This window comes from Pseudomonas aylmerensis (assembly GCF_001702265.1).
Classification (GTDB): Bacteria; Pseudomonadota; Gammaproteobacteria; order Pseudomonadales; family Pseudomonadaceae; genus Aquipseudomonas; species Aquipseudomonas aylmerensis.
In genome coordinates this window covers 138,667-164,652 of record NZ_MAUE01000001.1, presented here as the reverse complement: position 1 = coordinate 164,652, position 25,986 = coordinate 138,667, and the positions used below count along the sequence as shown (strand labels likewise).

Here is a 25,986-nt window from a genome sequence, read left to right as displayed (position 1 = left end):
TCAGCGCCAGAACCCGTTGTCGAGTTGCTCAAGTTGCCGGGTCAGTTCACTGCGCGCTTCGCGGATGCGGCGTTCGTCCTGGGTGTCGAGCACCTGCTGGAATTGCCCGGCCCAGTGCCCGAGCTGCTCGCGCAACTCACCCAGGCTTTCCTGGTAGAGGCGTTCGAGGCGGGCGACGAGCACGGTGTTGACCTGCTGGTCGCGGGGATGAACCTTCAACTCTGCCAAGGCTTGCAGGCGCTGCTGGATCTCCTGCGGGTTCAGTACGCCGGGGTTGTTCTCGATCACCAGCGAGTGTTGCTCGCCGGTCAGCGGGATTTTCACCTGGGCTTCCAGCAGGCCGTTGTTGTCGTAGGTGAAACGCACGTCCAGCGAGACTTCACCGGCCTTGCGCTTGGGCACGGCAATTTCCAGCTGGCCCAGCTCGATGTTGTCTTTGACCAGGCGGCTTTCGCCCTGGTAGATCTTCAACAGCACGCGGGTCTGGTCGTCGTACAGGGTGAACACACTTTTGACCCGGCTCACCGGCACGCTGCTGTTGCGTTCGATCAACGGCAGGTAGTGGCCGCTTTCGATGTGGCTGCCGTACTGGTTCGAGGTCTCGATACCGAGGGTGTAGGGGCAGACGTCGGTCAGCACGACTTCTTCGAGGGCGGCCGAGCGTGCCTTCAGCGCGGCCTGGATCGCGGCGCCGTGGGCGACTACCTGGTCGGGGTCGAGGCTGATGGACGGGAAGCGCCCGAACAGGCCGGCGGCGAGTTTGCGCACCAGCGGCATGCGCGTGGTACCGCCGACCAGCAGGATTTCATCGAGGTCGCCAACGCGAATCCGCGCATCGCGCAGGGCCCGTTCGATCGGCGCGCGCAGGCGCTCGAGCAGCGGCGTGTAGAGCTTGGCCAGTTCCTGTTGGGTGATGGTCGTGACCCATTGCTGGCCGTCGACGCGCAGGCTGAAGTCGGCGCTGTCGTCCTGTCCCAGGGCCTTGCGCACGCGCTCGGCCTCGCGGCGCAGGGCTTGCAAGACGCTGCTGGTGGGCGGGAAACCCTGGGCGTTGCGCTGGCTGTCGACAAAGTGTTCGAGCAGCAGCGTGTCGAAGTCTTCGCCGCCGAGGAAGTTGTCGCCGGCGCTGGCGCGCACTTCCATCACGCCGTCGAACAGCTCGATGATCGACACGTCGAAGGTGCCGCCACCGAGGTCGAACACCAGGAACGAGGTTTCCTTGTCGCGCTGGTGCAGGCCGTAGGCGAGGGCGGCCGCGGTGGGCTCGTTGATCAGTTTCTCGACGTTGAGCCCCGCCAGTTCACCGGCGATGCGCGTGGCCTTGCGTTGGCCGTCGCTGAAGTAGGCGGGCACGCTGATCACGGCTTCGGTGACGGTATGGCCGTAGGTGCGCTCGATGTCTTCCTTGAGACTCTTGAGCACCAGTGCCGAGAGTTCTTCGGGACGGAACGAACGGTCGCCCAGGCGCACTTCGGTGGCACTGCCCATGTAGCGCTTGAACAGCGAAGTGGTCAGGTGCGGGTGCGTGTGCAGGCGCTCTTTGGCGGCCTGGCCGACCAGCACGCGGCCCTGATCATCCAGCCCGACCACGCTGGGGGTGAGCATCTGGCCCAGGGCGTTGGGCACCAATTCAGTGGCATCACCCCGCCAGACTGCCGCGAGACTGTTGGTGGTCCCCAAGTCGATTCCTACGATCATTACGACAAGCTCCCTCTGTGGTCTGTAAGAATCTGTGACAGATTTTACCCTGAAAGGTTGAAGGGAGCGCAAGGTGCACGACCGGGGATAGGCGGATCGGTGGGGTTGAAGCGAGATGGGCAACCGAGCAAAAAACACGCGGCTTTTCTGTGGGAGCTGGCTTGCCTGCGATGCAGGCACCTCGGTACATCAGTGACACCCATTCGATGCAATCGCAGGCAAGCCAGCTCCCACAGAAAAGCACCGTCGGGGAGTGAACAGGCATAAAAAAACCGCTTCCGGTAAGGGAAGCGGTTTTATCTACAGCCGCACTGTCAGAACAACTTCAGTGGCGGTGCTTGTTCTTTCAACGGCTCGTTCTTCGCGGTCTGCTCGTTCCAGCCACCGCCGAGGGCCTTGTACAGGTTGACCTCGCTGTTCAGCTGCGCCAGGCGGTCGGTGATCAGCGATTGCTGGGCACTGAACAGTTGGCGCTGGGCGTCGAGGAAGGTCAGGTTGCTGTCGACACCGATGCGGTAGCGACGCTCGGCCAGGCGGTAGTAATCCTGGTTGGCGGCGACGAAGCCACGCTGGGCATCCAGCTGCTGCTTGTAGGTTTCACGCGCGGCGAGGCCGTCGGAAACTTCCTGGAAGCCGGTCTGGATCGCCTTCTCGTAGTTGGCCACGTTGATCTCTTTCTGGATCTTCGAGTAGTCCAGGCTTGCGCGCAGGCTACCGGCGTTGAAGATCGGGATGTTGATCTGCGGGGCAAACGACCAGGTCCCCGAGCCGCCTTTGAACAGGCCGCCCAGGGTCGGGCTGGCAGTGCCGGCACTCGCGGTCAGGCTGATGCTCGGGAAGAACGCCGCGCGGGCTGCGCCGATATTGGCGTTGGCCGCCTTGAGATTGTACTCGGCCTGCACAATGTCGGGACGACGTTGCAGCAGGTCCGATGGCAACCCGGCCGGCACTTCGCTGAGCAGGTCATCCGACAGCGGCTTGCTGGTGATGTTTGCCGGCAAGCCGGTGCCCAGCAGCAGGGTCAGGCTGTTTTCGTCCTGGGCCACCTGGCGGGTGTAGCGCGCCAGTTGCACACGGGCGTTTTCCACCGAGGTGCGCGCCTGGCTGAGGTCGAGGGCCGAGGCCACGCCGACTTCGTTGCTGCGCGAGGTCAGCTTGTAGCTCTGCTCGAACGCGCCGAGGGTGTCCTGGGTCAGCTTGAGCAGTTCCTTGTCGGCCTGCCAGGTCAGGTAGGCGTTGGCCACGCTGGCCACCAGGCTGATCTGGGTGCTGCGCCGTGCTTCTTCAGTGGCGAAGTACTTCTGCAGTGCTTCTTCACTCAGGCTGCGCACACGACCGAACAGGTCCAGCTCATACGAGCTGATCCCGAGGCCGGCCGAGTATTGGCTGGTGATCCCGGCTTCGCCGGTCTGCGACAACTTGGCCGGGGTACGCGAACGGCTGCCGCTGCCCGTGGCCGAGATGGCCGGGAACAGGTCGGCACGCTGGATCTGGTACTGCGCGGCGTAGGCGTCGATGTTCAAGGCCGCAACGCGCAGGTCACGGTTGTTCACCAGCGCGGTCTGGATCAGCTGTTGCAGGGCAGGGTCATGGAAAAACTGCTTCCAGCCCTGCTCGGCAGCGGCCTGGCCCGGCGCCTGGGCCGACGAATACGCCGGCCCCTGCGGGTATTGCGCTGCTACCGGCGCGTCGGGGCGCTGGTAGTCAGGTATCAACGAGCAGCCACTGAGCACGAATGCCGTGACGGCTAGGGAAAGTAGCGACTTGCTCATTGGCCAGCCTCTTTAGGAGTTTCAGTAGTGTCGGTCTTTTTACGCTCGCCAACGGCCGACACGGTTGCAAAGAACAGTGGCACCCAGAAGATCGCCAGGACGGTGGCGGTGATCATACCGCCAATTACGCCGGTACCGATGGCGTGCTGGCTGCCCGAGCCGGCGCCGGTGGAGATCGCCAGTGGCAATACGCCGAGCATGAACGCCATGGACGTCATGATGATCGGACGCAGACGCATGCGGGACGCCTCGATGGCCGCTTCGACGATGCCCTTGCCTTGTTCGTGGAGCTCTTTGGCGAACTCCACGATCAGGATGGCGTTCTTCGCCGCCAGGCCCACTGTGACCAACAGGCCCACCTGGAAGAACACGTCGTTGGACAGGCCGCGCAGGCTGGTGGCGATCAATGCACCGATCACACCCAGTGGCACTACCAGGATCACCGCGATCGGGATCGACCAGCTTTCGTACAGTGCCGCGAGGCACAGGAACACCACCAGCAGCGACAGCGCGTACAGCGCAGGCGCCTGGGAGCCGGAGAGGCGCTCTTCATACGACAGGCCGGTCCATGCATAGCCGACGCCGGCTGGCAGGTCCTTGGCGATACGCTCGACTTCCGCCATCGCATCACCGGTACTGTAGCCAGGTGCCGGGGTACCGAGGATTTCCATCGCCGCTACACCGTTATAGCGCGAGAGTTTCGGCGAACCGAAGATCCACTGGCCCGACGAGATGGCCGACAGCGGCACCATCTTCCCGGAGCTGCTGCGCACGAACCACTTGTTCAGGTCTTCCGGAGACATCCGGCTGGCCGCGTCACCCTGCACGTACACCTTCTTCACACGACCACGGTCGATGAAGTCGTTGATGTAGCTACCACCCAGGGCAATCGCCAGGGTCTGCTGGATATCCGCCAGGCTGATGCCCTGGGCGCTGGCCTTCTCGTCGTCGACGGTGAGCTCGTACTGCGGCTCATCGTTCACGCCGTTGGGACGCACACCTGCGAGGATCTTGCTTTGCGCCGCTGCACCGAGGAACTGGTTGCGTGCCGCCATCAGCTTCTCGTGGCCGACGCCACCCTGGTCTTGCAGGAACACGTCGAAACCGGTGGCGTTACCCAGCTCCAGTACCGAAGGCGGCACGATGGCAAATACCATGGCGTCCTTGAAGGCCCCGAAGAAGTAACCCTGCGCACGCTTGGCCACCTCGAATACCGACATCGACGAGTCACGCTCATCCCACGGCTTGAGCATCACAAACGCGAGGCCCGAGCTCTGGCCACGACCGGCGAAGTTGAAGCCGTTCACGGTAAACACCGACTTCACGGCCTTGCCTTCGCCCGGCTCGCCTTCCTTGTCGTTCAGCAGGAAGGCGCGCATGTCGTCGATGACTTTTTGCGTACGTTCAGCCGAAGAACCGACCGGTGTCTGCACCTGGGCAAAGATCACACCCTGGTCTTCCTCAGGCAGGAACGCGCTTGGAATACGGGTGAACATCCAGATCATGCCGGCCAGGATCAGCACGTAGACCAGGAACGCTGGAAACTTGTGCTTGATCATGTTGCCCACGCCGCGCTCGTAGCTCAGTACGCCACGGTCGAAGGTGCGGTTGAACCAGCCAAAGAAACCGCGCTTGGGTTGGCCATGCTTTTCAGGGTCGATCGGCTTGAGCATGGTGGCGCACAAGGCCGGAGTGAAGATCAAGGCAACCAGTACCGACAGCGCCATCGCCGAAACAATGGTGATGGAGAACTGTTTGTAGATCACACCGGTGGAACCACCGAAGAACGCCATCGGCAACAGTACCGCCGACAGTACCAGGGCAATACCCACGAGGGCGCCCTGGATCTGGCTCATGGATTTGACCGTCGCTTCTTTCGGCGACAAGTGCTCCTCGGCCATGACCCGCTCGACGTTTTCCACCACCACGATCGCATCGTCCACCAGCAAGCCGATGGCCAGGATCATGCCGAACATGGTCAGGGTGTTGATGGTGAAACCGAACGCTGCGAGGATCCCGAAAGTACCCAGCAATACCACCGGTACGGTCATGGTGGTGATGATGGTGGCGCGGAAGTTCTGCAGGAACAGGAACATCACCAGGAACACCAGCACGATCGCTTCGACCAGGGTGTGTACAACACCGGAAATCGATTCGGTCACGACCGGGGTGGTGTCATACGGCACCACCGCCTTCATGCCAGGCGGGAAGAACGGCTCCAGGGACGCCACGGTGGCGCGGATGGCCTTGGCGGTGTCCAGGGCGTTCGCACCGGCAGCCAGCTTGATCGCCATGCCGGAAGCCGGCTTGCCGTTGAACTGTGCACTGATGCTGTAGTTCTGGCCGCCCAGTTCGATACGCGCGACGTCACCCAGGCGCACCTGCGAGCCGTCGGCATTCACTTTCATCAGGATCTTGGCGAACTCTTCGGCGCTTTGCAGGCGCGTCTTGCCGATGATGGTGGCGTTCAGTTGGGTGCCGGGCAGGGCAGGCAGGCCGCCGAGTTGGCCGGTGGCCACCTGGACGTTCTGCGCCTGGATCGCGTTGCTCACATCCACCGGCGTCAGCTGGTAGTTGTTCAGCTTGGCCGGGTCGAGCCAGATACGCATGGCGTACTGCGAACCGAACACCTGGAAGTCACCTACACCCGCGGTACGCGAGATCGGGTCCTGGATGTTGGACACGATGTAGTTGGAGAGGTCGTCCTTGGTCATGCTGCCGTCTTCCGACACCAGACCGATCACCATCAGGAAGTTCTTCACCGACTTGGTCACGCGGATACCCTGCTGCTGCACTTCTTGCGGCAGCAGTGGGGTCGCCAGGTTCAGCTTGTTCTGCACCTGGACCTGGGCGATGTCCGGGTTGGTACCCTGGTTGAACGTCGCGGTGATGGTCATGCTGCCGTCGGAGTTACTGTCCGAGGCGACATAACGCAGGTTGTCGATACCGTTGAGCTGTTGCTCGATCACCTGTACCACGGTGTCCTGCACGGTTTGTGCAGACGCACCTGGGTAGGTCACCTGGATATCAATGGCGGTTGGCGCAATGGCCGGGTATTGGTTGATGGGCAACTTCAGGATCGACAGTGCCCCGACCAACATGATCACCAGGGCAATTACCCAGGCGAAAATGGGACGGTCGATAAAAAATTTCGACATGGGTTACTCCCCCTGGCCAGCAGCGGCAGCAGGAGCAGCAGGAGCAGCAGCGGAACCTGCGGGCTTGGCGTTGTCCGCGTCCTTGACCTTGACTTCGATGCCCGGCTTGATGAATTGCAGGCCTTCGGTGATCACGCGGTCACCGGCGTTCAAGCCTTTTTCCACCAGCCAGTAGGCGCCGGCAGTACGGTTGGCCACCAACTGGCGCTGCTCGACCTTGTTGTCCTTGTTCACCACCAGCGCGGTCGGGATGCCCTTGATGTCGCGGGTCACGCCTTGCTGCGGGGCCAGGATGGCCTTGCTGTTCACACCGGCCTGCAACTGGGCGTGGACGAACATGCCAGGCAACAGGGTGTGGTCAGGGTTGGGGAACACGGCGCGCAGGGTCACGGAACCGGTGGTCTGGTCAACCGACACTTCGGAGAACTCCAGCTTGCCGTCCAGGCCGTAGTCGCTGCCGTCTTCCAGGGTCAGCTTGACCTTGGCGGCATTGGCGCCGGCTTTCTCCAGCTGGCCGCTTTCCAGGTCGCGGCGCAGTTTCAGCATTTCAGCCGAAGACTGCGTGACGTCGACGTAGATCGGGTCCAGTTGCTGGATCACGGCCATGGCATCGGCCTGGCCGTTGCTGACCAGCGCGCCTTCGGTCACCGAAGAACGCCCGATACGCCCGGAGATCGGCGCGAACACTTTGGTGTAGCGCACGTTGATCTGGGCGGTTTGAACGTTTGCTTCGGCAGTCATGCGGTTGGCGACGGCGGTGTCGTATTCCTGGCGGCTGACGGCTTGCTCATCGACCAACTGCTTGTAGCGGTCGGTGATGGACTTGGTCTGGGTCAGGCTGGCTTGTGCGCTTTTCAGCGTGGCTTCATAGACCGACGGGTCGATCTGATAAAGCTGCTGGCCTTCTTTCACATCCGCGCCTTCCTTGAACAGGCGCTTGAGAATGATCCCGTTGACCTGTGGGCGAACTTCCGCGATGCGGTAGGCAGTGGTGCGGCCCGGCAGTTCGGAGGTCAGGGTATAGGCTTGCGGTTGAAGGGTGACCACGCCGACCTGAGGGGTTTGAGCGGGCGGAGCCGCTTCTTCCTTTTTACATCCGCTGAGCAGCGATGCCAGGGCGACGGCAGTGACCAGAGCGGTAACAGCTGGCTTAAGTTGCATGAAGATCCTCGGGTCAGGCGCGCAGAGTGCGCACAAGAAGTGTGGAAGGGTAAAAAACAAGCTGTGAGTAGATAAGTAGCTTGCTACGCAATATACTTACGTTCATGGTTGTTTGTAAACTCTTGACAGGCTTCGCGGAATGTTGACAAAGCACCGCCCAAAGCCTCGATTTTAGTACGTTCGGCGCCCATGACGGTGTCGTCCCACAATTATTCAGATGATCGTTACCGCCTATTGATCGTGCGTTACCGATAGTCCCAAGTGTCCTGATTGAGGTTTTACTGCCATGGTTCGTCGCACCAAAGAGGAAGCTCAGGAAACGCGCAGCCAGATTCTCGCCGCCGCCGAGCAAGCCTTCTATGAGCGCGGCGTTGCGCGGACCACGCTGGCTGACATCGCCGCGCTGGCCGGGGTGACGCGGGGTGCCATCTATTGGCATTTCAGCAATAAATCCGATCTGTTGCAGGCGCTGCTCGACACCCTGCATGAGCCGCTGGATGAATTGGCGCGCGCCAGCGAAAGCGAGGATGAACTCGACCCGCTCGGGTGCATGCGCAAGCTGTTGATTCATTTGTTTCATCAAGTGGCCCTGGACCCGAAAACCCGGCGCATCAATGAGATCCTGTTTCATAAGTGCGAATTCACCGATGAAATGTGCGATATGCGCCGTCAGCGCCAGACCCACAGCCTGGAATGCAACCTGCGCATCGGCCTGACACTGCGTAATGCGGTCCATCGCGGGCAACTTCCGGAAAACCTCGACACTACCCGAGGGGCAGTGTGCATTCATGCCTACATCAACGGGTTGATTGGCCAGTGGCTGCTGGTCCCCGACAGTTTCCAACTGCACCAGGACGCCGAGCGCTGGGTGGATGCCGGGCTGGACATGCTGCGCTGGAGCCCCAGCCTGCGCAATTAAGACAAAATGCGTAATTGCATCCAGTTGTGTCAACAGTAAAGCCCAAGGACCGTCAATCGTCCTTTTGCCTGATCGGTGGGGTGACTTTATATACGGGCTGGCGGGCGGTTGATAGGTAGCCGCCTAAGTATTTTGTAGCGATTTTGTTGCAAGGCTGTGAAGGAATGTTTCTTCGCACTCAAGAAAAAGCCCCGGTTCTCGCGAGCCGGGGCTTTTTCGTTTCAGCAAGTTACATCACAGGGCCAGTGTCGGGTAGTCGATGTAGCCGACCGGACCCTTGCTGTAGAAGGTGTCCGGGCGTGGCTCATTGAGCGGCGCCTCGGCCTTCAGGCGTGCTGGCAGGTCCGGGTTGGCAATGAACGGTACGCCGAAGGCCACCGCATCGGCCTTGCCCGCCGCCAGCCAGGCGTTGGCGCTGTCCTTGGTAAAGCGCTCGTTGGCGATGTACGCGCCGCCGAAGGCCTTTTTCAATTGTGGACCGAGGCTGTCGCCGGCTTCTTTCTCGCGGGAGCAGATGAACGCGATACCGCGCTTGCCCAGCTCGCTGGCGACGTAGGTGAAGGTTTCTGCCAGGTTGTCGTCACCCATGTCGTGGGCATCGGCGCGTGGTGCCAGGTGCACACCGACACGGCCGGCGCCCCAGACTTCGATGGCTGCGTCGGTCACTTCCAGCAGCAGGCGTGCACGGTTTTCCAGGGAGCCGCCGTAGAGGTCGGTACGCTGGTTGGTGCTGCTCTGCAGGAACTGGTCGAGCAGGTAGCCATTCGCGCCGTGGATTTCCACGCCATCGAAGCCGGCGGCCTTGGCGTTTTCGGCGCCGGTGCGGTAGGCGTCGACGATGTCGGCGATTTCAGCGGTTTCCAGCGCACGTGGCGTCGGGTAGTCCGCCAGTGGGCGCACCAGGCTGACGTGGCCTTTAGCCTGGATGGCGCTCGGAGCCACCGGCGTTTCGCCGTTCAGGTACGACTCGTGGGAGATACGGCCCACGTGCCACAGCTGCAGGAAGATCTTGCCACCGGCACCGTGCACCGCCTTGGTGACGTTGGCCCAGCCACGCACCTGGTCGTTGGACCAGATCCCCGGGGTGTCCGGGTAGCCCACGCCAAGTGGCGTCACCGAGGTGGCTTCGCTGAGGATCAGCCCGGCGGAGGCGCGTTGCACGTAGTACTCGGCCATCAGCGCGTTGGGTACGCGGCCGGCATCGGCACGGCAGCGGGTCAGCGGCGCCATGATGATGCGGTTCGCCAGTTCCAGGTCGCCCAGTTTGATCGGATCGAAAATAGTCGTCATGGGGAAAACACCTTTCTCTTTGAAGTTGATCAGTTGGTCGCAGGGGCCAGGTCGGCATCGCCGCTCTGACGGAAAGTAATCAAGGTCACCACCAGCGCGAGGATCGCCAGGGCGGCGGCTGCCAGGGGCACGCTGGTCAGGCCGAAACCGTGGGCAATGACACTACCGCCGACCCAGGCACCCAGGGCGTTGCCGATGTTGAAGGCACCGATGTTCAAGGTGGATACCAGGTTCGGTGCGGCCTTGCCGAAGGTCACCACGTTGATCTGCAGCGCGGGGACGGCGGCAAACGAGGCGGTGGCCCACAGGAACAGGGTGATTTCAGTCGGGATCACGGCGATGCTGGTCCAGGTCAGCGCGGTGGAGACCACCGCCATGCTGATGAACACGCCGATCAGCGTGGCCGCCAGGCGTTTGTCCGCCAGCTTGCCGCCGATGATGTTGCCCACGGTGAGGCCCAGGCCGATCAGCAGCAGGGTCCAGGTCACGCCTTTGGGGGAGACGCCGGTGACGTCGCCAAGCAGAGGCGCCACGTAGGTGAAGAGGGTGAACATGGACGCGGCGAACAGCGCGGTCATGGTCAGCGACAGCCAGATGCCGGCGCCTTTGAGGGCGGCCAGTTCGGCACGCATGTCGAGTTTTTCTTCGTCACGCTTGGCCGGCAGGAAGCGGATCAGGCCGATCAGCGCAACGACGCCAATCACCGTCACGGCCCAGAAGGTCGAGCGCCAGCCGGCTGCCTGGCCCAGCGCCGTACCCAGCGGCACGCCGAGCACGTTGGCCAGGGTCAAGCCGGTGAACATCAAGGCGACTGCCGAAGCGCGTTTGTTGGCCGGTACCAGGTTGGCGGCAACCACCGAGCCGATCCCGAAGAACGCACCGTGGCACAGCGCGGTGACCACTCGGGCAAACATCAGCACGTTGTAGTCACTGGCCAGGGCGCACAGCAGGTTGCCGACAATGAAGATGCCCATCAACGCTACCAGGGCGGCCTTGCGGGGCAGCTTGGCGGTGGCCAGCGCCATGAACGGCGCGCCGATGGCCACGCCCAGGGCGTAGCCGGTGACCAGCCAGCCGGCGCCGGGAATCGACACGCCGAGGTCCGCCGCCACATCGGGCAGCAAGCCCATGATGACGAACTCGGTGGTGCCGATGGCGAAGGCGCTCAGGGCCAGTATGAGTAGCGAGAGGGGCATTTGCGTTTCCTTGTTACAGCGGTGCGCTGAGTTCAGTGATGAGCGCCGTGAGGAAGGCTTGGATCACTTCCTCATTGCGTTTGAAAAAGTGCCACTGCCCGGCCTTCTGGCTGCTGATCAGTCCCGCCCGTTGCAAGGTCGCCAGGTGGGCCGACACCGTCGACTGGGACAAGCCGCAGCGCTGGTCGATCTGCCCGGCGCAGATGCCGTATTCGTGGTTGTGCAGTTGCTCGGGGAACTGCACTTTCGGGTCTTTCAGCCAGGTGAGGATGTCTCGTCGTACTGGGTGCGCCAGGGCTTTTATTATTTCGTCGAGGTCGATGGACATGGCAGGTGCTCGGTGTCGTAAAGCGTTATATCGCGATGAGGCGAACCTTAAATCGTTATATCCCGATATACCAATATGATTTTGGTCTGAGGCCAGGCTAAATCGGTATATCGGGTTATAACGATACGTTGTCGGCAGTGCTAGACTGCGCGCCATGAATTATCTCGCACATCTGCACCTGGGCGGCCAACTTCCTGCACAACTGCTGGGCAGCCTGTATGGCGATTTCGTCAAAGGCCGCCTGCAGGGCCAGTTCAGCCCGCAAATCGAGGCGGCGATCCAGCTGCATCGGTCCATCGACCGCTTCACCGACAGTCACCCGCTGGTCGGCGAGGCGTTGTCGCGTTTCAGCCTGACCCGCAGGCGCTACGCGGGGATTGTCCTTGATGTGTTCTTCGATCATTGCCTGGCGCGCGATTGGGCGCTGTATGCCGACCAACCGCTGGAGCGCTTCACCGCGCAGGTCTACCGCGTGCTCGCCGCCGAGCCGCAGTTGCCAGGGCGGCTGGCGCAGATTGCGCCGTACATGGCGGCGGATGACTGGTTGGGGTCGTACCGCGAGTTTGCAGTGATGGAGCAGGTCTTGCGGGGGATCTCGCGGCGCCTGACGCAACCCGAGGAACTGGGCCAGGCCATGCAGGAATTGCGGGTGCTGTATGAGCCGCTGAGTGAGGATTTCCGGCGGTTCTATCCGCAGTTGCAGGCGTTTGCACGCACCCAACTGGTCAGTGGGATCTAATGTGGGAGCGGGCTTGCCTGCGATCGCGGTGTGTCAGCAATCGCAGTATTCACAGGTAGACCGTCATCGCAGGCAAGCCAGCTCCCACACTTTAAACCGTGTTCAGTTGATATCAGGCTGCAAACGCAGGTCGGGTATCCACCTGTTCAGCTTCCGGCAACGGCCCAAACAACGCCTTCTGCACCGCTTGCTGCGCCTGGAACGCCAGTGCCGCGCGTTCCTGTCCGGCGCAGGCGATCGGCTTGAGCACATGGATTTCCACATCGCCCTGGTCATTGGCAAACAGGCGCATCAGGTGCGAGAGCAAATCGTCATCGCCAATGAACGGGGCCAGCGGGTCGACTTGCCCGTCGCGCAGGTAACGGATCGCCACCGGCTGCAGCGACACATCGGCCTCGATCGCACACGCCAGCAAGCGCCCGTGGAAGGTGCGCAGGCTGCGCCCGTCAGTGGTGGTGCCTTCGGGGAACATCAGCAGCGGGTGCTGTTGCTCCAGATGACGGGTCATCTGCTTGCGGATCAACTGGCTGTCACCTGAACCGCGGCGGATAAACAGGCTGCCGGCCTTGGCCGCCAACCAGCCGGCCACCGGCCAGGTGCGCACTTCGGCCTTGGACAGGAACGACATCGGCGTGACCATGCCCAGCAGCGGGATGTCGGTCCACGACACGTGATTGCTCACCCACAGCATCGGCGTTTGCGGCAGCTCACCGTGCACCGTCACGCGAAAGGGCAGGGCGTTGGTCAGTCGCGCCATGAAAAACCGCGACCAGCGTTGGCGGCGCACCATCGAATTGGCCACCCCCATGCGTTCGAACACGCCAAACACACTGGCCATGCTCAAGCCCAGTGCCACCACCCCCAGCACCCGGGCAATGCGCCCGTATACGCGCAGGCGGCTCATCACATGGCCGCCTTGAAGTGACGTGCATAGCGCGGGCACAGCTCGTCGCGCTTGAGCAGGATGAACACGTCGGCGACCTGGAAGTCTTCATCCCAGCACGGCTCGCCGCAGATCTTCGCACCCAGGCGCATGTAGGCCTTGAGCAGCGGCGGCATTTCGGCGATCACGTTGGACGGCAGGTCCAGCGCCGGCAGCGGTTTTTTCGGTTCGGCGCGCAGGTGTTCGTTGCACAGGTAGCGTTCGCGCAGGCGCTGCATGATCGCGTGGGCCTGGATGCCGCCGTCGTGCATCGGGATGCTCGCGCACCCCATCAGGTAGCTGTAGCCGCCCTGGTTGAGCACTTCGGCCAACTCGCCCCACAACACGGCGATGGTGCCGCCATTGCGGTAGGCCGGGTCGACGCAGGTGCGGCCGATCTCCAGGATCGGGCCCTGCAAGTGCAGCAAGCCATGCAGGCTGAATTCTTCTTCGCTGTAGAACCGGCCCAGGGTGCTGGCGGCCTGGTGGTCGAGCAAGCGGGTGGTGGCGACGAGTCGACCGCTGTTCAAGTCCCGCACGCCGATGTGGCTGCAGTGAACATCATAGTCATCCATGTCCAGGCCCAGTTCCGCGCCTTTCAGCTTGGCGTTGAACTCGCCGCTGAACACGTTGAACCGCAGGGCCTGGGCTTCCTGCAAAGCCTGCGCGCCGATCAGGCGTTCGGCTTGCAGACGGCGTTCATTGCCGGTGTCGCTGATGCGGGCGATCTGAGTCATGGCGAGTCTCCGAGTGCCGGCCACGATTTCGGCCGGTCGACTTTGTTGTCCAAAGTCAGGCTATGTAGCCTCGGTGTCATCTCCATGAAGTTATGGTGACGCTTGGATGACAGGCGTTTTGATAGGGCTGCACAGCAACGGTCGCCCGATATTGTTTTCCTACTTTTGATTTGGAGTAGGACGACCGCTTGGAGGGAACCGGATTACCCATGCTGCCACACAGGCTCTGGATGTGAGGGCAGATGGGCGCCTTATGCCGTTGGACGTTTGCCAAGCCTTCCGTTGTGGAGGTAGGAGCACTATGCCGGTTTCGCCAGTTTCGAATACCACTCCCGCCTGGTGGGAAATTAATAATCATGAAAAAAGTCAGGGTTCTGAGCCGCCGGAGGTGCAAGTCATCAGCAAACGGTACAGCGGCACCCGCAGCCAGGATGGTCGGTCTTATGGCGAACCCGTCAACAACAAGGTCGTAGCGTCGGGCATGCACCTGTTTGTATACAAGCCAGATAGTCGTGATCCTGGGAAAAAACCCGAGGACATTTGGAGTGCCTTCAGCCAGTGGAATCAGGACAACTGTGTGACCGTTGCGGCAATAAAGATGGCGATGATGCAGTTTGGTGAGCAGCCAACCGACGTATTCAAGGAGGTGCGAGAAGTCCCGGGTGGTTTCCAGGTTACGTTAAGAAATAACGAGTCGGTTTACGTGACCCAGGCTGAGCTTGAAATGACGTCCATGGCAATGAAGTTCAAGGGGACGGATCCAGGGGCGATCACCTCGGCGAACGTAATCAGTACGGTTATGGCCAAGGTTGAGCAGCAGAAATTATCCAAGGAACAGAACAGGAATGTGGGGTTTGGCGAAGCGCTGCAGGTCTTGAATCGCCCTGACGCCCTTCCTTTGGCGCTTGCGCGGCTTGGCTTGGGAAATATGATTGAAATGGTATCGCCTGAAGACTTGCTCAAGGGCCGTTTAGGGGCTTTTTCCAGCGGCGCTAAAAACGGCAGTCATAGCTCTGTGAGCGTGGGTGGTAAAGAGGAGCGTTGGGGGCTGCGCGGCGGTCCATCCCCGACTGGGGAGGATATTTACGCATATGCATTCAAGAAATCATAAGCGTGCGATGCTTGTCGTAGCGGGTTGTCACAAAACCATCATTGGCCTCGGCTAGGCTCGCGGGCTTGAATGCCCCCTTGAGTTTGCGTCCATGGTCCGAGGCCTGTTGTGCGTTGCCCTGCTGTTAGCCACCGTCACCGCCCGCGCCGAAGCCTGGCCGGACAAGGAATGGGTCAAGGGCACACCGCTTGAAGGCCCCGCTGTCGAAGCGCTCAACACCTACGCGTTCCCGCCGCGTGATGACACCACCCGACAAGGCATCCGCACCGATGCGTTGCTGGTGATCCGTGACGGCCAAATCATTTATGAACACTACGCCGCGCCCACCACTGCCACCACGCCGCACCTGACCTGGTCCATCAGCAAAAGCCTGATGGCCACCGTGCTGGGCGTGGCCTTCGGTGATAATCGCTTCAAACTGACCGACCCGGCGGCGCGGTTTTACCCGCCGATGAAACAGCACCCCACGGTGACCATGGCTGACCTGTTGCACTGGGCCTCGGGCCTGGACTGGCAGGAAGACTACGAATACGCCCCGTTGAAATCCTCGGTGGTGGCGATGCTCTACACCCGTGGCCACGCCGACATGGCCGAGTTCGCCGCCGACACCGAAGCTTTCGCCGCCCCGGGCCAGGTCTTTCGTTACTCCAGTGGTGACAGCAATATTCTCTCCGCCACCCTTAAAGGCATGCTCGGCCACAAGGCCTATATGAGCTACCCGTGGGATGCACTGTTCAAGCCGCTGGGGATTCACAACGCCACGTGGGAGACCGACGCCGACGAAACCTTTGTCGCCTCTTCCTACGCCTACCTCACCGCCCGTGACCTGGCGCGTGTCGGTCTGCTAATGGCGCGAGACGGGCGCTGGGGGGAGCAACAGCTGGTGCCCAAGGCTTGGGTCGATTTCAATCGCCAGCCGTTCGGTCGCTACCAGGCCGGCCAGGACGAAGCCGTGCCCGGCGGCCAATGGTGGCTCAACCAAGGGGCTCCACGCCCGTGGCCCGACGCCCCTGCGGACACCTTCGCCGCCCTGGGTCACTGGGGCCAGGCGCTGTTTGTGATGCCTGAAGAACATTTGGTGATCGTGCGCTACGGCGATGACCGCGATGGCAGCTACCGCCATAACGAACTGCTCAAGCGCGTGCTGGCGGCGGTGAAGCCATGATCCGTCGTCGCCCGTTTACCAGCCTGTTTCTGCTGCTGTTGCTCGCCCTGCTGGGATGGATCTGGCACGAGCGCGTCAACCTGCAAGCCTTCCCCGACATCATCGCGGCCTATACCGCCAAGGAATATTGCTCGTGTCGGTATGTGGCGAACAACCCGGCTGAATATTGCCGGGGGTATGTGCAGCAGTACGTGCCCACCAGCGCATTCACCGACAACCCGGAGCGCAGTGAAGTGACGGCCAGTGGGTTGGGACGCACACACAGCGCGCGGTGGTTCGGCGATCGGCAGGGGTGTCGCCTCAACCCCTGACACACCACCTTCCCATACAGTAACCACCTTGCCGGCGATGGCGGCGGCACCGGCGATAGGGTTGTCGGCTGGTCTACCGCTATCGCAGGCAAGCCAGCTCCCACATTTGCTCGGCTTTGTCAGTTCCATCGCGCCAGTACGCGGTGCCAGGTGTCGCCCGAACTCCTGACACACCGCCTTCCCATGCAGGCCCCGGCTTGCCGGCGATAGGGATGTCGGCTGGTCTACCGCCATCGCAGGCAAGCCAGCGCCCATATTTGATCGGCTTCGTCAGTTCCATTGCACCGGGCCCACGGCACAGTTAAGGTTCGTGCAGGTTTTTTGCCGCATGAGTCTTTATGTTCAATGTCAAACCCCTGGCCTTCTTCCTGCTGATCGCCGCCGCTGCGCCTGCACACGCCGATTGGTACCTGGACAACGAGTCCTCGCGCCTGTCCTTCGTGACGACTAAAAACACCGAGATTGCCGAGGTGCAGCGCTTCCTGGTGTTGCACGGCAAGGTCGACGGCAAAGGCGCGGCGCAGTTGGAGGTGGAGCTGGAGTCGGTCAACAGTGGCATTCCGCTGCGCGATGAGCGCATGCGCAACCAGCTGTTCGAGATCAAGACCTTCCCTGACGCGCTGATCAACGCGCAGATCAACCTGCAACCCATCAACGACCTGGCGCCTGGCGCGCAGTTGGAATTGCGCCTGCCACTGAGCGTGACGTTGCATGGCAAGACCCAGACCTACAGCGCCGAGCTGTTGGCAACGCGCCTGGATGATCGACGGTTCCAGGTGGTGACCCTGGAACCGGTGGTGTTGCATGCCGAGGATTTCGAGCTGGTGCCGGGTGTGGCCGCGTTGCGCAAGGCGGCGGGGCTCAAGTCGATCAGTTTGTCGGTGCCGGTGGGTGCGGTGCTGATTTTCACGGCGCGCTGACGTGAGCGGCGCGGTCTTCCCGTGGCGCAGCGCCAACCGTTTCGAGTTGTTGATCGACGGCCCGCAATTTTTCCCACAGATGTTGGTGGGCATTGCCCGCGCCGAGCGGCAAGTCGATGTGGAGTTGTACCTGGTGGAAGCCGGCGCCTGCGCCGAAGCCATGGTGCAGGCGCTGGTGTTGGCCGCCGAGCGCGGGGTGCAGGTGCGCTGCCTGTTTGATGATTACGGTAGCCTGGCCTTTACCTTGGGGCTGCGCAAACGCTTGACCGACGCCGGTGTGGCGTTGCGTTTTTACAATCGCCTGAACTGGCGACGGTGGATGCGCAATCTCTACCGTGACCACCGCAAGCTGTTGTTGATCGACCAGCACATCGCCGTGGTCGGTGGCACGGGCGTTACCGATGAGTTCTGGACGCCGGGGCAAGACACTGCCGACTGGCACGAAGTGATGGTGCAGATCAGCGGCCCGCTGGTGCAGGACTGGCAGGCACTGTTCGATCGCCAGTGGCACGCCAACGCCGCGCGGCGCGAGTGGAAACCTGCCACGCATTTTGGTTTGCCCCGCTTGCCCAAGGTGCCGGCGACCGGGCCGGGCCTGGGGCGCGTGGCCTATGCCGATGCCCGCCAGCACCGCGATATTCTGCAATCGCTGATCCGCGCCTTGAACAGCGGCCAGCACCGTATCTGGCTGGCCACGCCGTATTTCCTACCGACCTGGAGTGTCCGCCGTGCCTTGCGCCGCGCAGCCGGGCGCGGGGTGGACGTGCGCCTGTTGCTCACCGGCCCACGCACCGATCACCCGTCCGTGCGCTACGCCGGGCACCGTTATTACCCGCGCCTGCTGCGTTCGGGGGTGCAGATCTTTGAATACCAGCCGTGTTTCCTGCACCTGAAGATGGTGCTGGTGGACGATTGGGTCAGCGTCGGCTCATGCAACTTTGATCACTGGAATTTGCGCTTCAACCTGGAAGCCAACCTGGAAGCGTTGGACCCGGAATTGACGCAGGCGGTGGCGGGCAGTTTCGAGCGCGACTTTGCCCAGAGCCTGGCGGTGAGCCTGGAGGCGTGGAAGGCGCGGCCATTGTGGCGGCGGGTGAAGCAGCGGGTGTGGGGGTGGATTGATCGGCTGGTGGTCAACTTGCTTGATCGACGCGGCTGATTCGATCACATCGATAAACGGTGGGAGCTGGCTTGCCTGCGATAGCGGCGGTGAATGTTCCACCACTATCGCAGGCAAGCCAGTTCCCACATTGACCGTGTCTACAGCTTCAGGTCAGAGCAGTTCGAAGGTTTGTTGCTGCACATCCTGGGAGTCCAGCCCGATCTGCACGTTGAACTGGCCGGGTTCGGCGGCGTACTTCAACTGGGTGTTGTAGAACTTCAAATCATCCTCGGTGATGGTGAAGTGCAGCGTGCGCTCCTCACCGGCCTTGAGCATGACCTTCTGGAAGTTCTTCAGTTCTTTGATCGGGCGGATCATCGAGCCGGCCACGTCCTGGATATACAGCTGCACCACGGTTTCGCCGTCGACCTTGCCGGTGTTTTTCAGCGTGACACTGGCGTCGAGCTTGCCGGTCTTGTTCAGGGTGGTCGACGACAACGCCATTTCCGACAGGCTGAACGTGGTGTAGCTCAGGCCATAACCGAACGGGAACAGCGGCCCGGTGACGTCATCGAAGTACTGCGAGGTGTAGTTGCCCGGCTTGCCCGGGGTAAAGGGCCGGCCGATGGTCAGGTGGTTGTAGTAGGTCGGAATCTGCCCCACCGAACGTGGGAAGGTGATCGGCAGCTTGCCCGACGGGTTGTAGTCACCGAACAGCACGTCGGCAATCGCGTTGCCGCCTTCGGTGCCGGCGAACCAGGTTTCCAGGATCGCGTCGGCCTGTTGGTTCTCTTCCAGGATCGACAGCGGACGACCGTTCATCAGCACCAGCACCAGCGGCTTGCCGGTGGCCTTGAGGGCCTTGATCAGGTCGCGCTGGCTTTGCGGGATGTTCAGGTCGGTGCGGCTGGACGACTCGTGGGACATGCCGCGCGATTCACCCACGGCAGCCACCACCACGTCGGCATCCTTGGCGGCCTTGACCGCTTCATCGATCAGCACTTGCGGCGAGCGGGTGTCATCCACCACTTCCGGGGCATCGAAGTTGAGGAAGTTGAGGTAGTCGACCACGGCCTTGTCGTTGGTGATGTTGGCGCCTCGCGCGTAGATCACCTTGCCTTTTTCGCCAATCATGGCATTCATGCCGTCGAGCAGGGTCACCGACTGCGCCGGTTTGCCGGCGGCGGCCCAGCTGCCCATCATGTCGATCGGTGCCTTGGCCAGCGGGCCGACGAGGGCGATGGTCGCGGACTTTTTCAGCGGCAGGGCGTCGTTCTGGTTCTTCAGCAGTACCAGGCTGCGGCGCGCGATGTCGCGGGCCTCGCTGCGGTGCAGGCGGCTTTCGGCGTAAGTGTCGGCCGGGTCATCCTCGGCTTTGCCGATGCGCAGGTACGGGTCGGCGAACAGGCCCATGTCGTACTTGGCGCCGAGCACTTCGCGCACGGCGTTGTCGATGTCGCTCTGCTCGATCTCGCCGGACTTGAGCAAGCCGGGCAATTCCTTGCCGTACAGCGAGTCGTTCATGCTCATGTCGATGCCGGCCTTGATCGCCAGCTTGGCGGCTTCACGCCCGTCCTTGGCCACGCCGTGCTTGATCAGCTCGAAGATCGCGCCATGGTCGCTCACGGCCAGGCCCTTGAAGCCCCAGTCCTTGCGCAGCAGGTCGTTCATCAGCCAGGTGTTGGCGGTGGCGGGGACGCCGTTGATCGAGTTCAGGGCGACCATCACGCCGCCGGAGCCGGCCTTGATCGCCGCGTGGTAGGGCGGCAGGTAGTCCTGGTACATCTTGACCGGGCTCATGTCGACCACGTTGTAGTCACGCCCGCCTTCCACCGCGCCATACAGGGCGAAGTGCTTGACGCTGGCCATGATGCTGTCGGCATTGGCGGGGCTGGTGCCCTGGAAGGCCTTGACCATCACTTCGGCGATGCGCGAGACCAGGTAGGTGTCTTCGCCGAAACCTTCGGAGGTGCGGCCCCAGCGCGGGTCGCGGGAGATGTCGACCATCGGCGCGAAGGTGATGTCGAGGCTGTCGGCGGCAGCTTCCTGGGCGGCGATGCGCCCGGAGCGGCCGATGGCGTCCATGTCCCAGCTGGACGCCAGGGCCAGGCTGATCGGGAAGATCGTGCGGTGGCCGTGGATCACGTCATAGGCGAAGAACATCGGGATCTTCAACCGGCTGCGCATGGCTGCGTCCTGCATCGGACGGTTTTCCGGGCGGGTGATCGAGTTGAAGGTGCCACCGATGCGGCCGGCGGCGATTTCCTTGCGGATCAGCTCGCGGGGCATCTCGGGGCCGATGCTGATCAGGCGCAACTGGCCGATCTTTTCATCGAGGGTCATCTGCTTGAGCAGGTCGCTGACGAAGGCGTCCTTGTCCTTGAGCGCAGCAGGCTTTGTTTCTGCCCAGACGGGGTGGGTGGCCAGAGTGGCAACAAGGCCGAGCAAACACAGCTTCTTCATGAATATCCTTTTTCGGCTCACTGCACAGCGCTGGGGCTGATCGGCCAAAATGTGGGGAGCGTCTATTGTTGTTCGGGTGTTGTTCAGATAAATGCAGCACACTCTGAACTCTTTTTCGCGCTGGGCATCTTTGTAGCTGATTGGCTCAATGCATTCCAGTGGTGGCGGATTATGCCCCAAGCGCGCGGTTTATAGGGTTAGTCGTCACATTCCATCCAGTTTGGTCAGGAGAAACACCATGCAAGCAGCACACTCTTCCCGCTGGGGCCTCAAGGCCGCGGCTTTGCTACTGATCAGCACGCTGCTGAGCGGTTGCGGCATCAACACCATCCCGACCCTGGATGAACAGGCCAAGGCCGCCTGGGGCCAGGTGCAGAACCAGTATCAACGCCGTGCCGACCTGATCCCCAACCTGGTGGAAGTGGTCAAGGGCTACGCTGCCCATGAGCAGGACACCCTGACCGCCGTCATTGAGGCACGGGCCAAAGCCACCTCGATCCAGGTGGATGCCAGCACCCTCGACAACCCGGAAAAACTCAAGCAATTCCAGCAGGCCCAGGATGGTTTGAGCGGTGCCCTCAGCCGCTTGATGGTGGTGTCCGAGCGCTACCCGGACCTGAAGGCCAACCAGAACTTCCTGGCCCTGCAATCGCAGCTTGAAGGCACCGAAAACCGTATCGCCGTGGCCCGCCGCGACTTTATCCAGGCGGTGCAGGCCTACAACACCGAGATCCGCACTTTCCCCGGTCGCTTGTGGCACAGCGTGATGTACAGCGATCTGCCGATCCGCGCCACGTTTGAAGCCACCAGTGCCGATGCCGATAAAGCGCCGCAAGTGAAGTTCAAATAAGGCTGCATTGAGGTGTCGATGCGTTTATTCAGGATAGGCCTGGCGCTGTGGCTGCTGGCCTGCGTGGGCGTGGCCCAGGCGGCGCTGACCTTCCCGGCATTGACCGGTCGGGTGGTGGACACCGCCCAGATGATCGACCCGGCGACCCGGGAGCAGATCACCCAGCAATTGCAGGCGCTCGAGCAAGCCCGTGGCGACCAGATCGTGGTGGTCACAGTGCCCGACCTGCAGGGGGTGCCGATTGAAGACTACGGTTATCAGTTGGGCCGCCAGTGGGGCATTGGCCAGAAGGGCAAGGACAACGGCGCGCTGTTGATCGTCGCCCGCGATGAGCGCAAATTGCGCATCGAAGTCGGCTATGGCCTGGAAGGCGTGCTGACCGATGCGCAGTCCTGGGTGATCATCAACCAGGTGATCGCGCCCAAGTTCAAGGCTGGCAATTACAGCCAGGGCATCAGCGATGGTGTTTCGGCGATGGTGCAGGTGGTCGGCGGTGAGCCGCTGGCGGTGCCGGCGCACGTGGCGGACGCCAACTTTGCCAAGGATAATCCGGGGTTTTCCATCGGCCTGTTTATCTTGCTGATCGGTGTGCTGTGGCTGTGCAATCGGCTGGGGCTGCCGGTGGGCGCCATCTTGCTGGCGATCCTCAGCAGCAGCGGGCGCGGCGGTGGTGGCGGAGGCGGTGGCGGTGGTTTCCGCGGCGGCGGTGGCGGCTTCGGCGGCGGCGGGGCCTCGGGCGGCTGGTAATGACAATAACGACAACAGAGCATCTACAACCATGGCACTACTGAGTGAACACGAGCAACGCCAGGTCGCCGAGGCGATTGCCCGCGTCGAGCAGCAGACCGACGCCGAACTGGTGACGGTACTGGCTGCCCGCGCGGACGACTACGCCTACATCCCATTGCTGTGGGCCAGCCTGATCGCGTTGGTGGTGCCGGGTGTGGTGCATTACTTGTCCGGCTACCTGACCATGTACACCTTGCTGTTGGCGCAGTGGGCGACGTTTATCGTGCTGTGCCTGGTGTTTCGCCTGCCCAAGGTCACCACCCGCCTGATCCCGCGCTCGGTGCGCCATTGGCGCGCGTCCAACCTGGCGCGCCGGCAGTTCCTGGAGCAGAACCTGCACCACACGCTGGGCAGCACCGGTGTGCTGATTTTTGTCAGCGAGGCCGAGCGCTACGTGGAGATCCTGGTGGATGAGGGGATTTCGACGCGCCTGGATGACAGCAGTTGGGACACCATCGTCAGGGCGTTCACTCAGCAAGTGAAACAGGGGCAGACACTGGCGGGGTTTATTGCCTGCATTGAAGCCTGCGGGGAGTTGCTCAAGGTGCATGTGCCGGTCACGCAGACCCGCAATGAACTGCCCAATCGCCTGGTCGTGCTCGAATAGCCCATCTTGCTCCAGGTGGGAACTGGCTTGCCTGCGGGGCGGGCAACTCGGTCTGTCAGGCCCGTCGAGGTGATGCAATCGCGGGCAAGCCCGGCTCCGACATAACGTGGATCCCGCCGTGGATGGGCAGGGTTGATTGACCGTTGATCAAATAACCCCGTGCCCTCGGCCCCCATCCCCCCTAAAATGCCCGGCATCCCCAGCCCGAGGCTTTTTTGTTCATGTCTGTCACCGCTCAACCTGCCCGCCCTGCGCCGGATCATCATGCCCAGTTCATCGAACTGTTGAGCGCAAGCCTGGCGCAGCATGCGTTTATCAAGCTGGTGCTGGCCAAGTACGTCGGTGCGGAAGCCGAGCTGCAACGGCTGATCATCAAGCAGGTAGAGGTCAAGGAGCAGCCGTGCCTGTCCTTCGTCTACCGCTACAAGACCCGCGACATCACCAAGAATTTCGCGCTGGCCGAAGGCGTGGCGATGATTGCCGAGTTGCTGCCGGCGTCCTTCAAGAACGCGCACCTGCTGTCGCTGACCGATGAAGCGCAGCTGGAATACAGCAAGAAGAACAAAAGCTCGCTGTTCAAAAGCAAGCCGCAGCAACTGCGCGAGGCGCCTTCGGCTGAGCATAACCGCGAGAAGAATCGCTTTCTCGACCTGAGCCGGCCGTTCCTCGCCGACCTCGGCGTGACCGATGCCAGGCAGGCACTGATCCCGTCGATGTCGCGCAAGTGGAAGCAGATCAACAAGTTCATCGAAGTGTTCAGCCATGCGCTGACCTCATCACCGTTGAAACTGGACCAGCCGGTGCGCGTCGCCGACTTCGGCTCGGGCAAGGGCTACCTGACCTTTGCGATTCACGATTACCTGCGCAACACCCTCAAGGCCGAGGGTGAAGTGACCGGCGTGGAACTGCGTGAAGACATGGTGACCCTGTGCAACAGCGCCGCTGCGCGCCTGGAACATCCGGGCCTGGTGTTCAAGTGCGGCGACGTGCGCAGCGTGGCGCCGAGCGAGCTGGACGTAATGATCGCCCTGCATGCCTGCGACATTGCCACCGATTACGCGATCCACACCGGCATCCGTTCCGGCGCGTCGATCATCATGTGCTCGCCGTGCTGCCATAAGCAGATTCGCCTGCAGATCCAGAGCCCGGCGCTGCTCAAGCCGATGCTGCAGTACGGCCTGCACCTGGGCCAGCAGGCAGAAATGGTCACCGACAGCTTGCGTGCGCTGTTCCTCGAAGCCTGTGGCTACGAGACCAAAGTGTTCGAGTTCATCTCGTTGGAGCACACCAACAAGAACAAGATGATCCTCGCGGTCAAGCGCGCCGAGCCTTTGGACAACGCGCAGTTGCTGGCGAAAATCCAGGAGCTGAAGGCGTTCTACCACATCACCGAGCACTGCCTGGAAACCCTGCTGCGGGCGGATGGTTTCTTGAACTGAACACACCACGGGCAGGTGACGGCTTGTGTGGGAGCAAGCTGTCGAGCTTTAGCGAGGCTGCGAAAGCGGCGGTATTGGCGATAGAGGGTTTGGCTGACCGACCGCTTTCGCGAGCAAGCCCGCTCCCACATTTTGACCGTACCCCGCCACAGATCTCATAGCCATCCCGCATTCCCCTGTGGGAGCTCTCGAGCTTCAGCGAGGCTGCGAAGGCGGCGGCATGGGCGATAGAAGGGTTAGTTGACCGGCCGCTTTCGCGGGCAAGTCCGGCTCCCACACAAGCCGGCGCCTGCATTAGATAGCATTTACCTTTGGCGCGGGCGCAGGCTGCACCGCCGTCTTGCGCCCGAGCATCACCGTGACGATCACCCCACAGGCGAACAGCCACGTAATCGGCTCGATATGTTCGCCAAAGAACAGCGCCGAAAACGCGATGGTGAAGAAGATCTGCAGCAATTGGATCTGGCTGACCCGCGCGATCCCGCCCATGGCCAACCCGGCGTACCAGGCGAAGAATCCCAGGAACTGCGAGAACAGCGACACATAGCCAAACGCCCACCAGGTGCGCATCGAAATCGCGCCTTGATGCTGCGCCGCCAGGTACCAGACCGGGCCGATCAGCACCGGCGTCGACAGCACCAGCGCCCAGCAGATCACTTGCCAGCCGCCCATCTCCTTGGCCAGCCGGCCGCCTTCGGCATAGCCCAGCCCGCCGACGGCAATCGCGCCGAGCATCAACAAGTCGCCGGCCTGAATACTGCCGGCGCCGGTGATCAGCGCGTAACTCAACACCAGCGCACTACCCAGCGCCGCGCAGGCCCAGAAGGCTTTGGACGGTCGCTCATGCGACAGCCACGCGGCATACAGTGCCACGCACAAGGGTTGCAGGCCGTTGACCAGCGCGCCATGGGAGGCTGGCAAGGTTTGCATGGCCCAGGCCGACAACACCGGAAAGCCCAGGATCACCCCGGCGATCACCAGGCACAGCCCGCGCACCTGACGCCAGGTCGGCCAGCGCTCACGACGCCACAGCAACAGCGCCGCCGCCGGAATCGCCGCGAACAGCGCACGGCCGAGGCCGTTGAGCAACGGGTGGATTTCCTGCACCACGATGCGGGTGAAAGGCAGGGTCAGGCTGAAGATGATGACGCCCAGCAGGCCGAGGGCCATGCCGGTATTTTCGCGCGAGCTCATGGGAGGGATCCGAAATCCAGAGGGCTTCAAGGGAAGCCCATCTAGCCACATCCCCCGCCAATCGCGGGCCTACAGCTGGGTGCGGATTTATCCGTACAGTTGCGTGCCAGGGCCG

Annotated in this window: 22 protein-coding genes; 11 read left to right on the top strand and 11 right to left on the bottom strand. The window is 62.1% G+C overall.

What is annotated here, in order from left to right:
• The 4 genes from BBG20_RS00785 to BBG20_RS00770 form a co-directional block, all read right to left on the bottom strand.
• Positions 1-1,698 (bottom strand): molecular chaperone HscC, encoded by a 1,698-nt coding sequence (locus BBG20_RS00785; protein WP_065899474.1) that lies wholly within the window; start codon positions 1,696-1,698, stop codon positions 1-3.
• Between the two features lie 314 nt (positions 1,699-2,012).
• Positions 2,013-3,470, bottom strand: coding sequence for an AdeC/AdeK/OprM family multidrug efflux complex outer membrane factor (gene adeC, locus BBG20_RS00780; RefSeq protein ID WP_065899473.1), 1,458 nt, complete (start codon positions 3,468-3,470; stop codon positions 2,013-2,015).
• Positions 3,467-6,628 (bottom strand): efflux RND transporter permease subunit, encoded by a 3,162-nt coding sequence (locus tag BBG20_RS00775; RefSeq protein WP_065899472.1) that lies wholly within the window; start codon positions 6,626-6,628, stop codon positions 3,467-3,469. Before BBG20_RS00775 ends, adeC begins: the two co-directional genes overlap by 4 nt.
• 3 nt (positions 6,629-6,631) lie before the next feature.
• A complete protein-coding gene (locus BBG20_RS00770; RefSeq protein WP_065899471.1) occupies positions 6,632-7,789 on the bottom strand; it encodes an efflux RND transporter periplasmic adaptor subunit in 1,158 nt (385 codons plus the stop codon).
• A 286-nt stretch (positions 7,790-8,075) separates the two neighbouring features.
• Here BBG20_RS00770 and BBG20_RS00765 point away from each other — a divergent pair, with 286 nt between their 5' ends.
• Complete coding sequence (locus BBG20_RS00765; protein WP_065899470.1) at positions 8,076-8,708, top strand: TetR family transcriptional regulator; 633 nt, start codon at positions 8,076-8,078, stop codon at positions 8,706-8,708.
• 234 nt (positions 8,709-8,942) lie between these two features.
• Here the strand turns inward: BBG20_RS00765 and BBG20_RS00760 are convergent, their stop codons facing one another.
• From BBG20_RS00760 to BBG20_RS00750, 3 genes are read right to left on the bottom strand one after another with little or no spacing between them, the layout of a single operon-like run.
• On the bottom strand, positions 8,943-9,998 hold the full coding sequence (locus tag BBG20_RS00760; RefSeq protein ID WP_065899469.1) for an alkene reductase: 1,056 nt from the start codon (positions 9,996-9,998) through the stop codon (positions 8,943-8,945).
• A gap of 29 nt (positions 9,999-10,027) precedes the next feature.
• A complete protein-coding gene (locus tag BBG20_RS00755; protein WP_065899468.1) occupies positions 10,028-11,194 on the bottom strand; it encodes an MFS transporter in 1,167 nt (388 codons plus the stop codon).
• Between the two features lie 13 nt (positions 11,195-11,207).
• Positions 11,208-11,522: an ArsR/SmtB family transcription factor gene (locus BBG20_RS00750; protein WP_065899467.1), complete on the bottom strand. Its 315-nt coding sequence runs from the start codon at positions 11,520-11,522 to the stop codon at positions 11,208-11,210.
• Between the two features lie 154 nt (positions 11,523-11,676).
• On the opposite strand from BBG20_RS00750, the gene BBG20_RS00745 reads away from it, so the two are divergent.
• Positions 11,677-12,261, top strand: coding sequence for an acyl carrier protein phosphodiesterase (locus tag BBG20_RS00745; protein ID WP_065899466.1), 585 nt, complete (start codon positions 11,677-11,679; stop codon positions 12,259-12,261).
• Between the two features lie 112 nt (positions 12,262-12,373).
• On the opposite strand, the gene BBG20_RS00740 is transcribed toward BBG20_RS00745, so the two are convergent.
• Positions 12,374-13,165 (bottom strand): lysophospholipid acyltransferase family protein, encoded by a 792-nt coding sequence (locus tag BBG20_RS00740; RefSeq protein ID WP_065899465.1) that lies wholly within the window; start codon positions 13,163-13,165, stop codon positions 12,374-12,376.
• Positions 13,165-13,920, bottom strand: a complete 756-nt coding sequence (olsB, locus tag BBG20_RS00735) for an L-ornithine N(alpha)-acyltransferase (protein WP_049709576.1) — start codon at positions 13,918-13,920, stop codon at positions 13,165-13,167. The genes BBG20_RS00740 and olsB overlap by 1 nt, the downstream gene beginning before the upstream one ends.
• A gap of 301 nt (positions 13,921-14,221) precedes the next feature.
• On the opposite strand from olsB, the gene BBG20_RS00730 reads away from it, so the two are divergent.
• From BBG20_RS00730 to BBG20_RS00710, 5 genes are all read left to right on the top strand, one after another.
• Positions 14,222-15,031 (top strand): hypothetical protein, encoded by an 810-nt coding sequence (locus BBG20_RS00730; protein ID WP_141697254.1) that lies wholly within the window; start codon positions 14,222-14,224, stop codon positions 15,029-15,031.
• A gap of 91 nt (positions 15,032-15,122) precedes the next feature.
• Positions 15,123-16,196, top strand: a complete 1,074-nt coding sequence (locus BBG20_RS00725) for a serine hydrolase domain-containing protein (RefSeq protein WP_065899463.1) — start codon at positions 15,123-15,125, stop codon at positions 16,194-16,196.
• Positions 16,193-16,507, top strand: a complete 315-nt coding sequence (locus tag BBG20_RS00720; protein WP_065899462.1) for an amidase — start codon at positions 16,193-16,195, stop codon at positions 16,505-16,507. Before BBG20_RS00725 ends, BBG20_RS00720 begins: the two co-directional genes overlap by 4 nt.
• Positions 16,508-16,845: 338 nt before the next feature.
• A complete protein-coding gene (locus BBG20_RS00715; protein ID WP_065899461.1) occupies positions 16,846-17,427 on the top strand; it encodes a YceI family protein in 582 nt (193 codons plus the stop codon).
• 1 nt (position 17,428) lies between these two features.
• Positions 17,429-18,586: a phospholipase D-like domain-containing protein gene (locus BBG20_RS00710; RefSeq protein ID WP_065899460.1), complete on the top strand. Its 1,158-nt coding sequence runs from the start codon at positions 17,429-17,431 to the stop codon at positions 18,584-18,586.
• 114 nt (positions 18,587-18,700) lie between these two features.
• Here BBG20_RS00710 and bglX read toward each other — a convergent pair whose 3' ends face one another.
• Positions 18,701-20,992, bottom strand: a complete 2,292-nt coding sequence (gene bglX / locus BBG20_RS00705) for a beta-glucosidase BglX (protein WP_065899459.1) — start codon at positions 20,990-20,992, stop codon at positions 18,701-18,703.
• A gap of 238 nt (positions 20,993-21,230) precedes the next feature.
• Between bglX and BBG20_RS00700 the strand changes: the two genes are divergently transcribed.
• From BBG20_RS00700 to BBG20_RS00685, 4 genes are all read left to right on the top strand, one after another.
• Positions 21,231-21,842, top strand: a complete 612-nt coding sequence (locus BBG20_RS00700) for a LemA family protein (protein WP_065899458.1) — start codon at positions 21,231-21,233, stop codon at positions 21,840-21,842.
• 18 nt (positions 21,843-21,860) lie between these two features.
• Positions 21,861-22,589 carry a TPM domain-containing protein gene (locus tag BBG20_RS33310; protein ID WP_065899457.1) on the top strand — a complete coding sequence of 243 codons (729 nt, stop codon included), beginning with the start codon at positions 21,861-21,863 and terminating at the stop codon, positions 22,587-22,589.
• A gap of 31 nt (positions 22,590-22,620) precedes the next feature.
• A complete protein-coding gene (locus tag BBG20_RS00690) occupies positions 22,621-23,238 on the top strand; it encodes a TPM domain-containing protein (protein ID WP_065899456.1) in 618 nt (205 codons plus the stop codon).
• Positions 23,239-23,459: 221 nt separating this feature from the next.
• Positions 23,460-24,677, top strand: a complete 1,218-nt coding sequence (locus BBG20_RS00685) for a class I SAM-dependent methyltransferase (protein ID WP_065899455.1) — start codon at positions 23,460-23,462, stop codon at positions 24,675-24,677.
• 294 nt (positions 24,678-24,971) lie between these two features.
• Here BBG20_RS00685 and BBG20_RS00680 read toward each other — a convergent pair whose 3' ends face one another.
• Positions 24,972-25,871, bottom strand: a complete 900-nt coding sequence (locus BBG20_RS00680) for a DMT family transporter (RefSeq protein WP_065899454.1) — start codon at positions 25,869-25,871, stop codon at positions 24,972-24,974.
• Positions 25,872-25,986: the final 115 nt, after the last annotated feature.

Bases quoted from the DNA above. Each gene is read 5' to 3' on its own strand.
- BBG20_RS00740 (WP_065899465.1), bottom strand. From the start codon at position 13,165: ATGAGCCGCCTGCGCGTATACGGGCGCATTGCCCGGGTGCTGGGGGTG.
- BBG20_RS00745 (WP_065899466.1), top strand. From the start codon at position 11,677: ATGAATTATCTCGCACATCTGCACCTGGGCGGCCAACTTCCTGCACAA.
- olsB (WP_049709576.1), bottom strand. From the start codon at position 13,920: ATGACTCAGATCGCCCGCATCAGCGACACCGGCAATGAACGCCGTCTG.
- BBG20_RS00750 (WP_065899467.1), bottom strand. From the start codon at position 11,522: ATGTCCATCGACCTCGACGAAATAATAAAAGCCCTGGCGCACCCAGTA.
- BBG20_RS00685 (WP_065899455.1), top strand. From the start codon at position 23,460: ATGTCTGTCACCGCTCAACCTGCCCGCCCTGCGCCGGATCATCATGCC.
- BBG20_RS00775 (WP_065899472.1), bottom strand. From the start codon at position 6,628: ATGTCGAAATTTTTTATCGACCGTCCCATTTTCGCCTGGGTAATTGCC.
- BBG20_RS00700 (WP_065899458.1), top strand. From the start codon at position 21,231: ATGCAAGCAGCACACTCTTCCCGCTGGGGCCTCAAGGCCGCGGCTTTG.
- bglX (WP_065899459.1), bottom strand. From the start codon at position 20,992: ATGAAGAAGCTGTGTTTGCTCGGCCTTGTTGCCACTCTGGCCACCCAC.
- BBG20_RS00725 (WP_065899463.1), top strand. From the start codon at position 15,123: ATGGTCCGAGGCCTGTTGTGCGTTGCCCTGCTGTTAGCCACCGTCACC.
- BBG20_RS00760 (WP_065899469.1), bottom strand. From the start codon at position 9,998: ATGACGACTATTTTCGATCCGATCAAACTGGGCGACCTGGAACTGGCG.
- adeC (WP_065899473.1), bottom strand. From the start codon at position 3,470: ATGAGCAAGTCGCTACTTTCCCTAGCCGTCACGGCATTCGTGCTCAGT.
- BBG20_RS33310 (WP_065899457.1), top strand. From the start codon at position 21,861: ATGCGTTTATTCAGGATAGGCCTGGCGCTGTGGCTGCTGGCCTGCGTG.
- BBG20_RS00680 (WP_065899454.1), bottom strand. From the start codon at position 25,871: ATGAGCTCGCGCGAAAATACCGGCATGGCCCTCGGCCTGCTGGGCGTC.
- BBG20_RS00765 (WP_065899470.1), top strand. From the start codon at position 8,076: ATGGTTCGTCGCACCAAAGAGGAAGCTCAGGAAACGCGCAGCCAGATT.
- BBG20_RS00755 (WP_065899468.1), bottom strand. From the start codon at position 11,194: ATGCCCCTCTCGCTACTCATACTGGCCCTGAGCGCCTTCGCCATCGGC.
- BBG20_RS00715 (WP_065899461.1), top strand. From the start codon at position 16,846: ATGTTCAATGTCAAACCCCTGGCCTTCTTCCTGCTGATCGCCGCCGCT.
- BBG20_RS00770 (WP_065899471.1), bottom strand. From the start codon at position 7,789: ATGCAACTTAAGCCAGCTGTTACCGCTCTGGTCACTGCCGTCGCCCTG.
- BBG20_RS00690 (WP_065899456.1), top strand. From the start codon at position 22,621: ATGGCACTACTGAGTGAACACGAGCAACGCCAGGTCGCCGAGGCGATT.
- BBG20_RS00730 (WP_141697254.1), top strand. From the start codon at position 14,222: ATGCCGGTTTCGCCAGTTTCGAATACCACTCCCGCCTGGTGGGAAATT.
- BBG20_RS00720 (WP_065899462.1), top strand. From the start codon at position 16,193: ATGATCCGTCGTCGCCCGTTTACCAGCCTGTTTCTGCTGCTGTTGCTC.
- BBG20_RS00785 (WP_065899474.1), bottom strand. From the start codon at position 1,698: ATGATCGTAGGAATCGACTTGGGGACCACCAACAGTCTCGCGGCAGTC.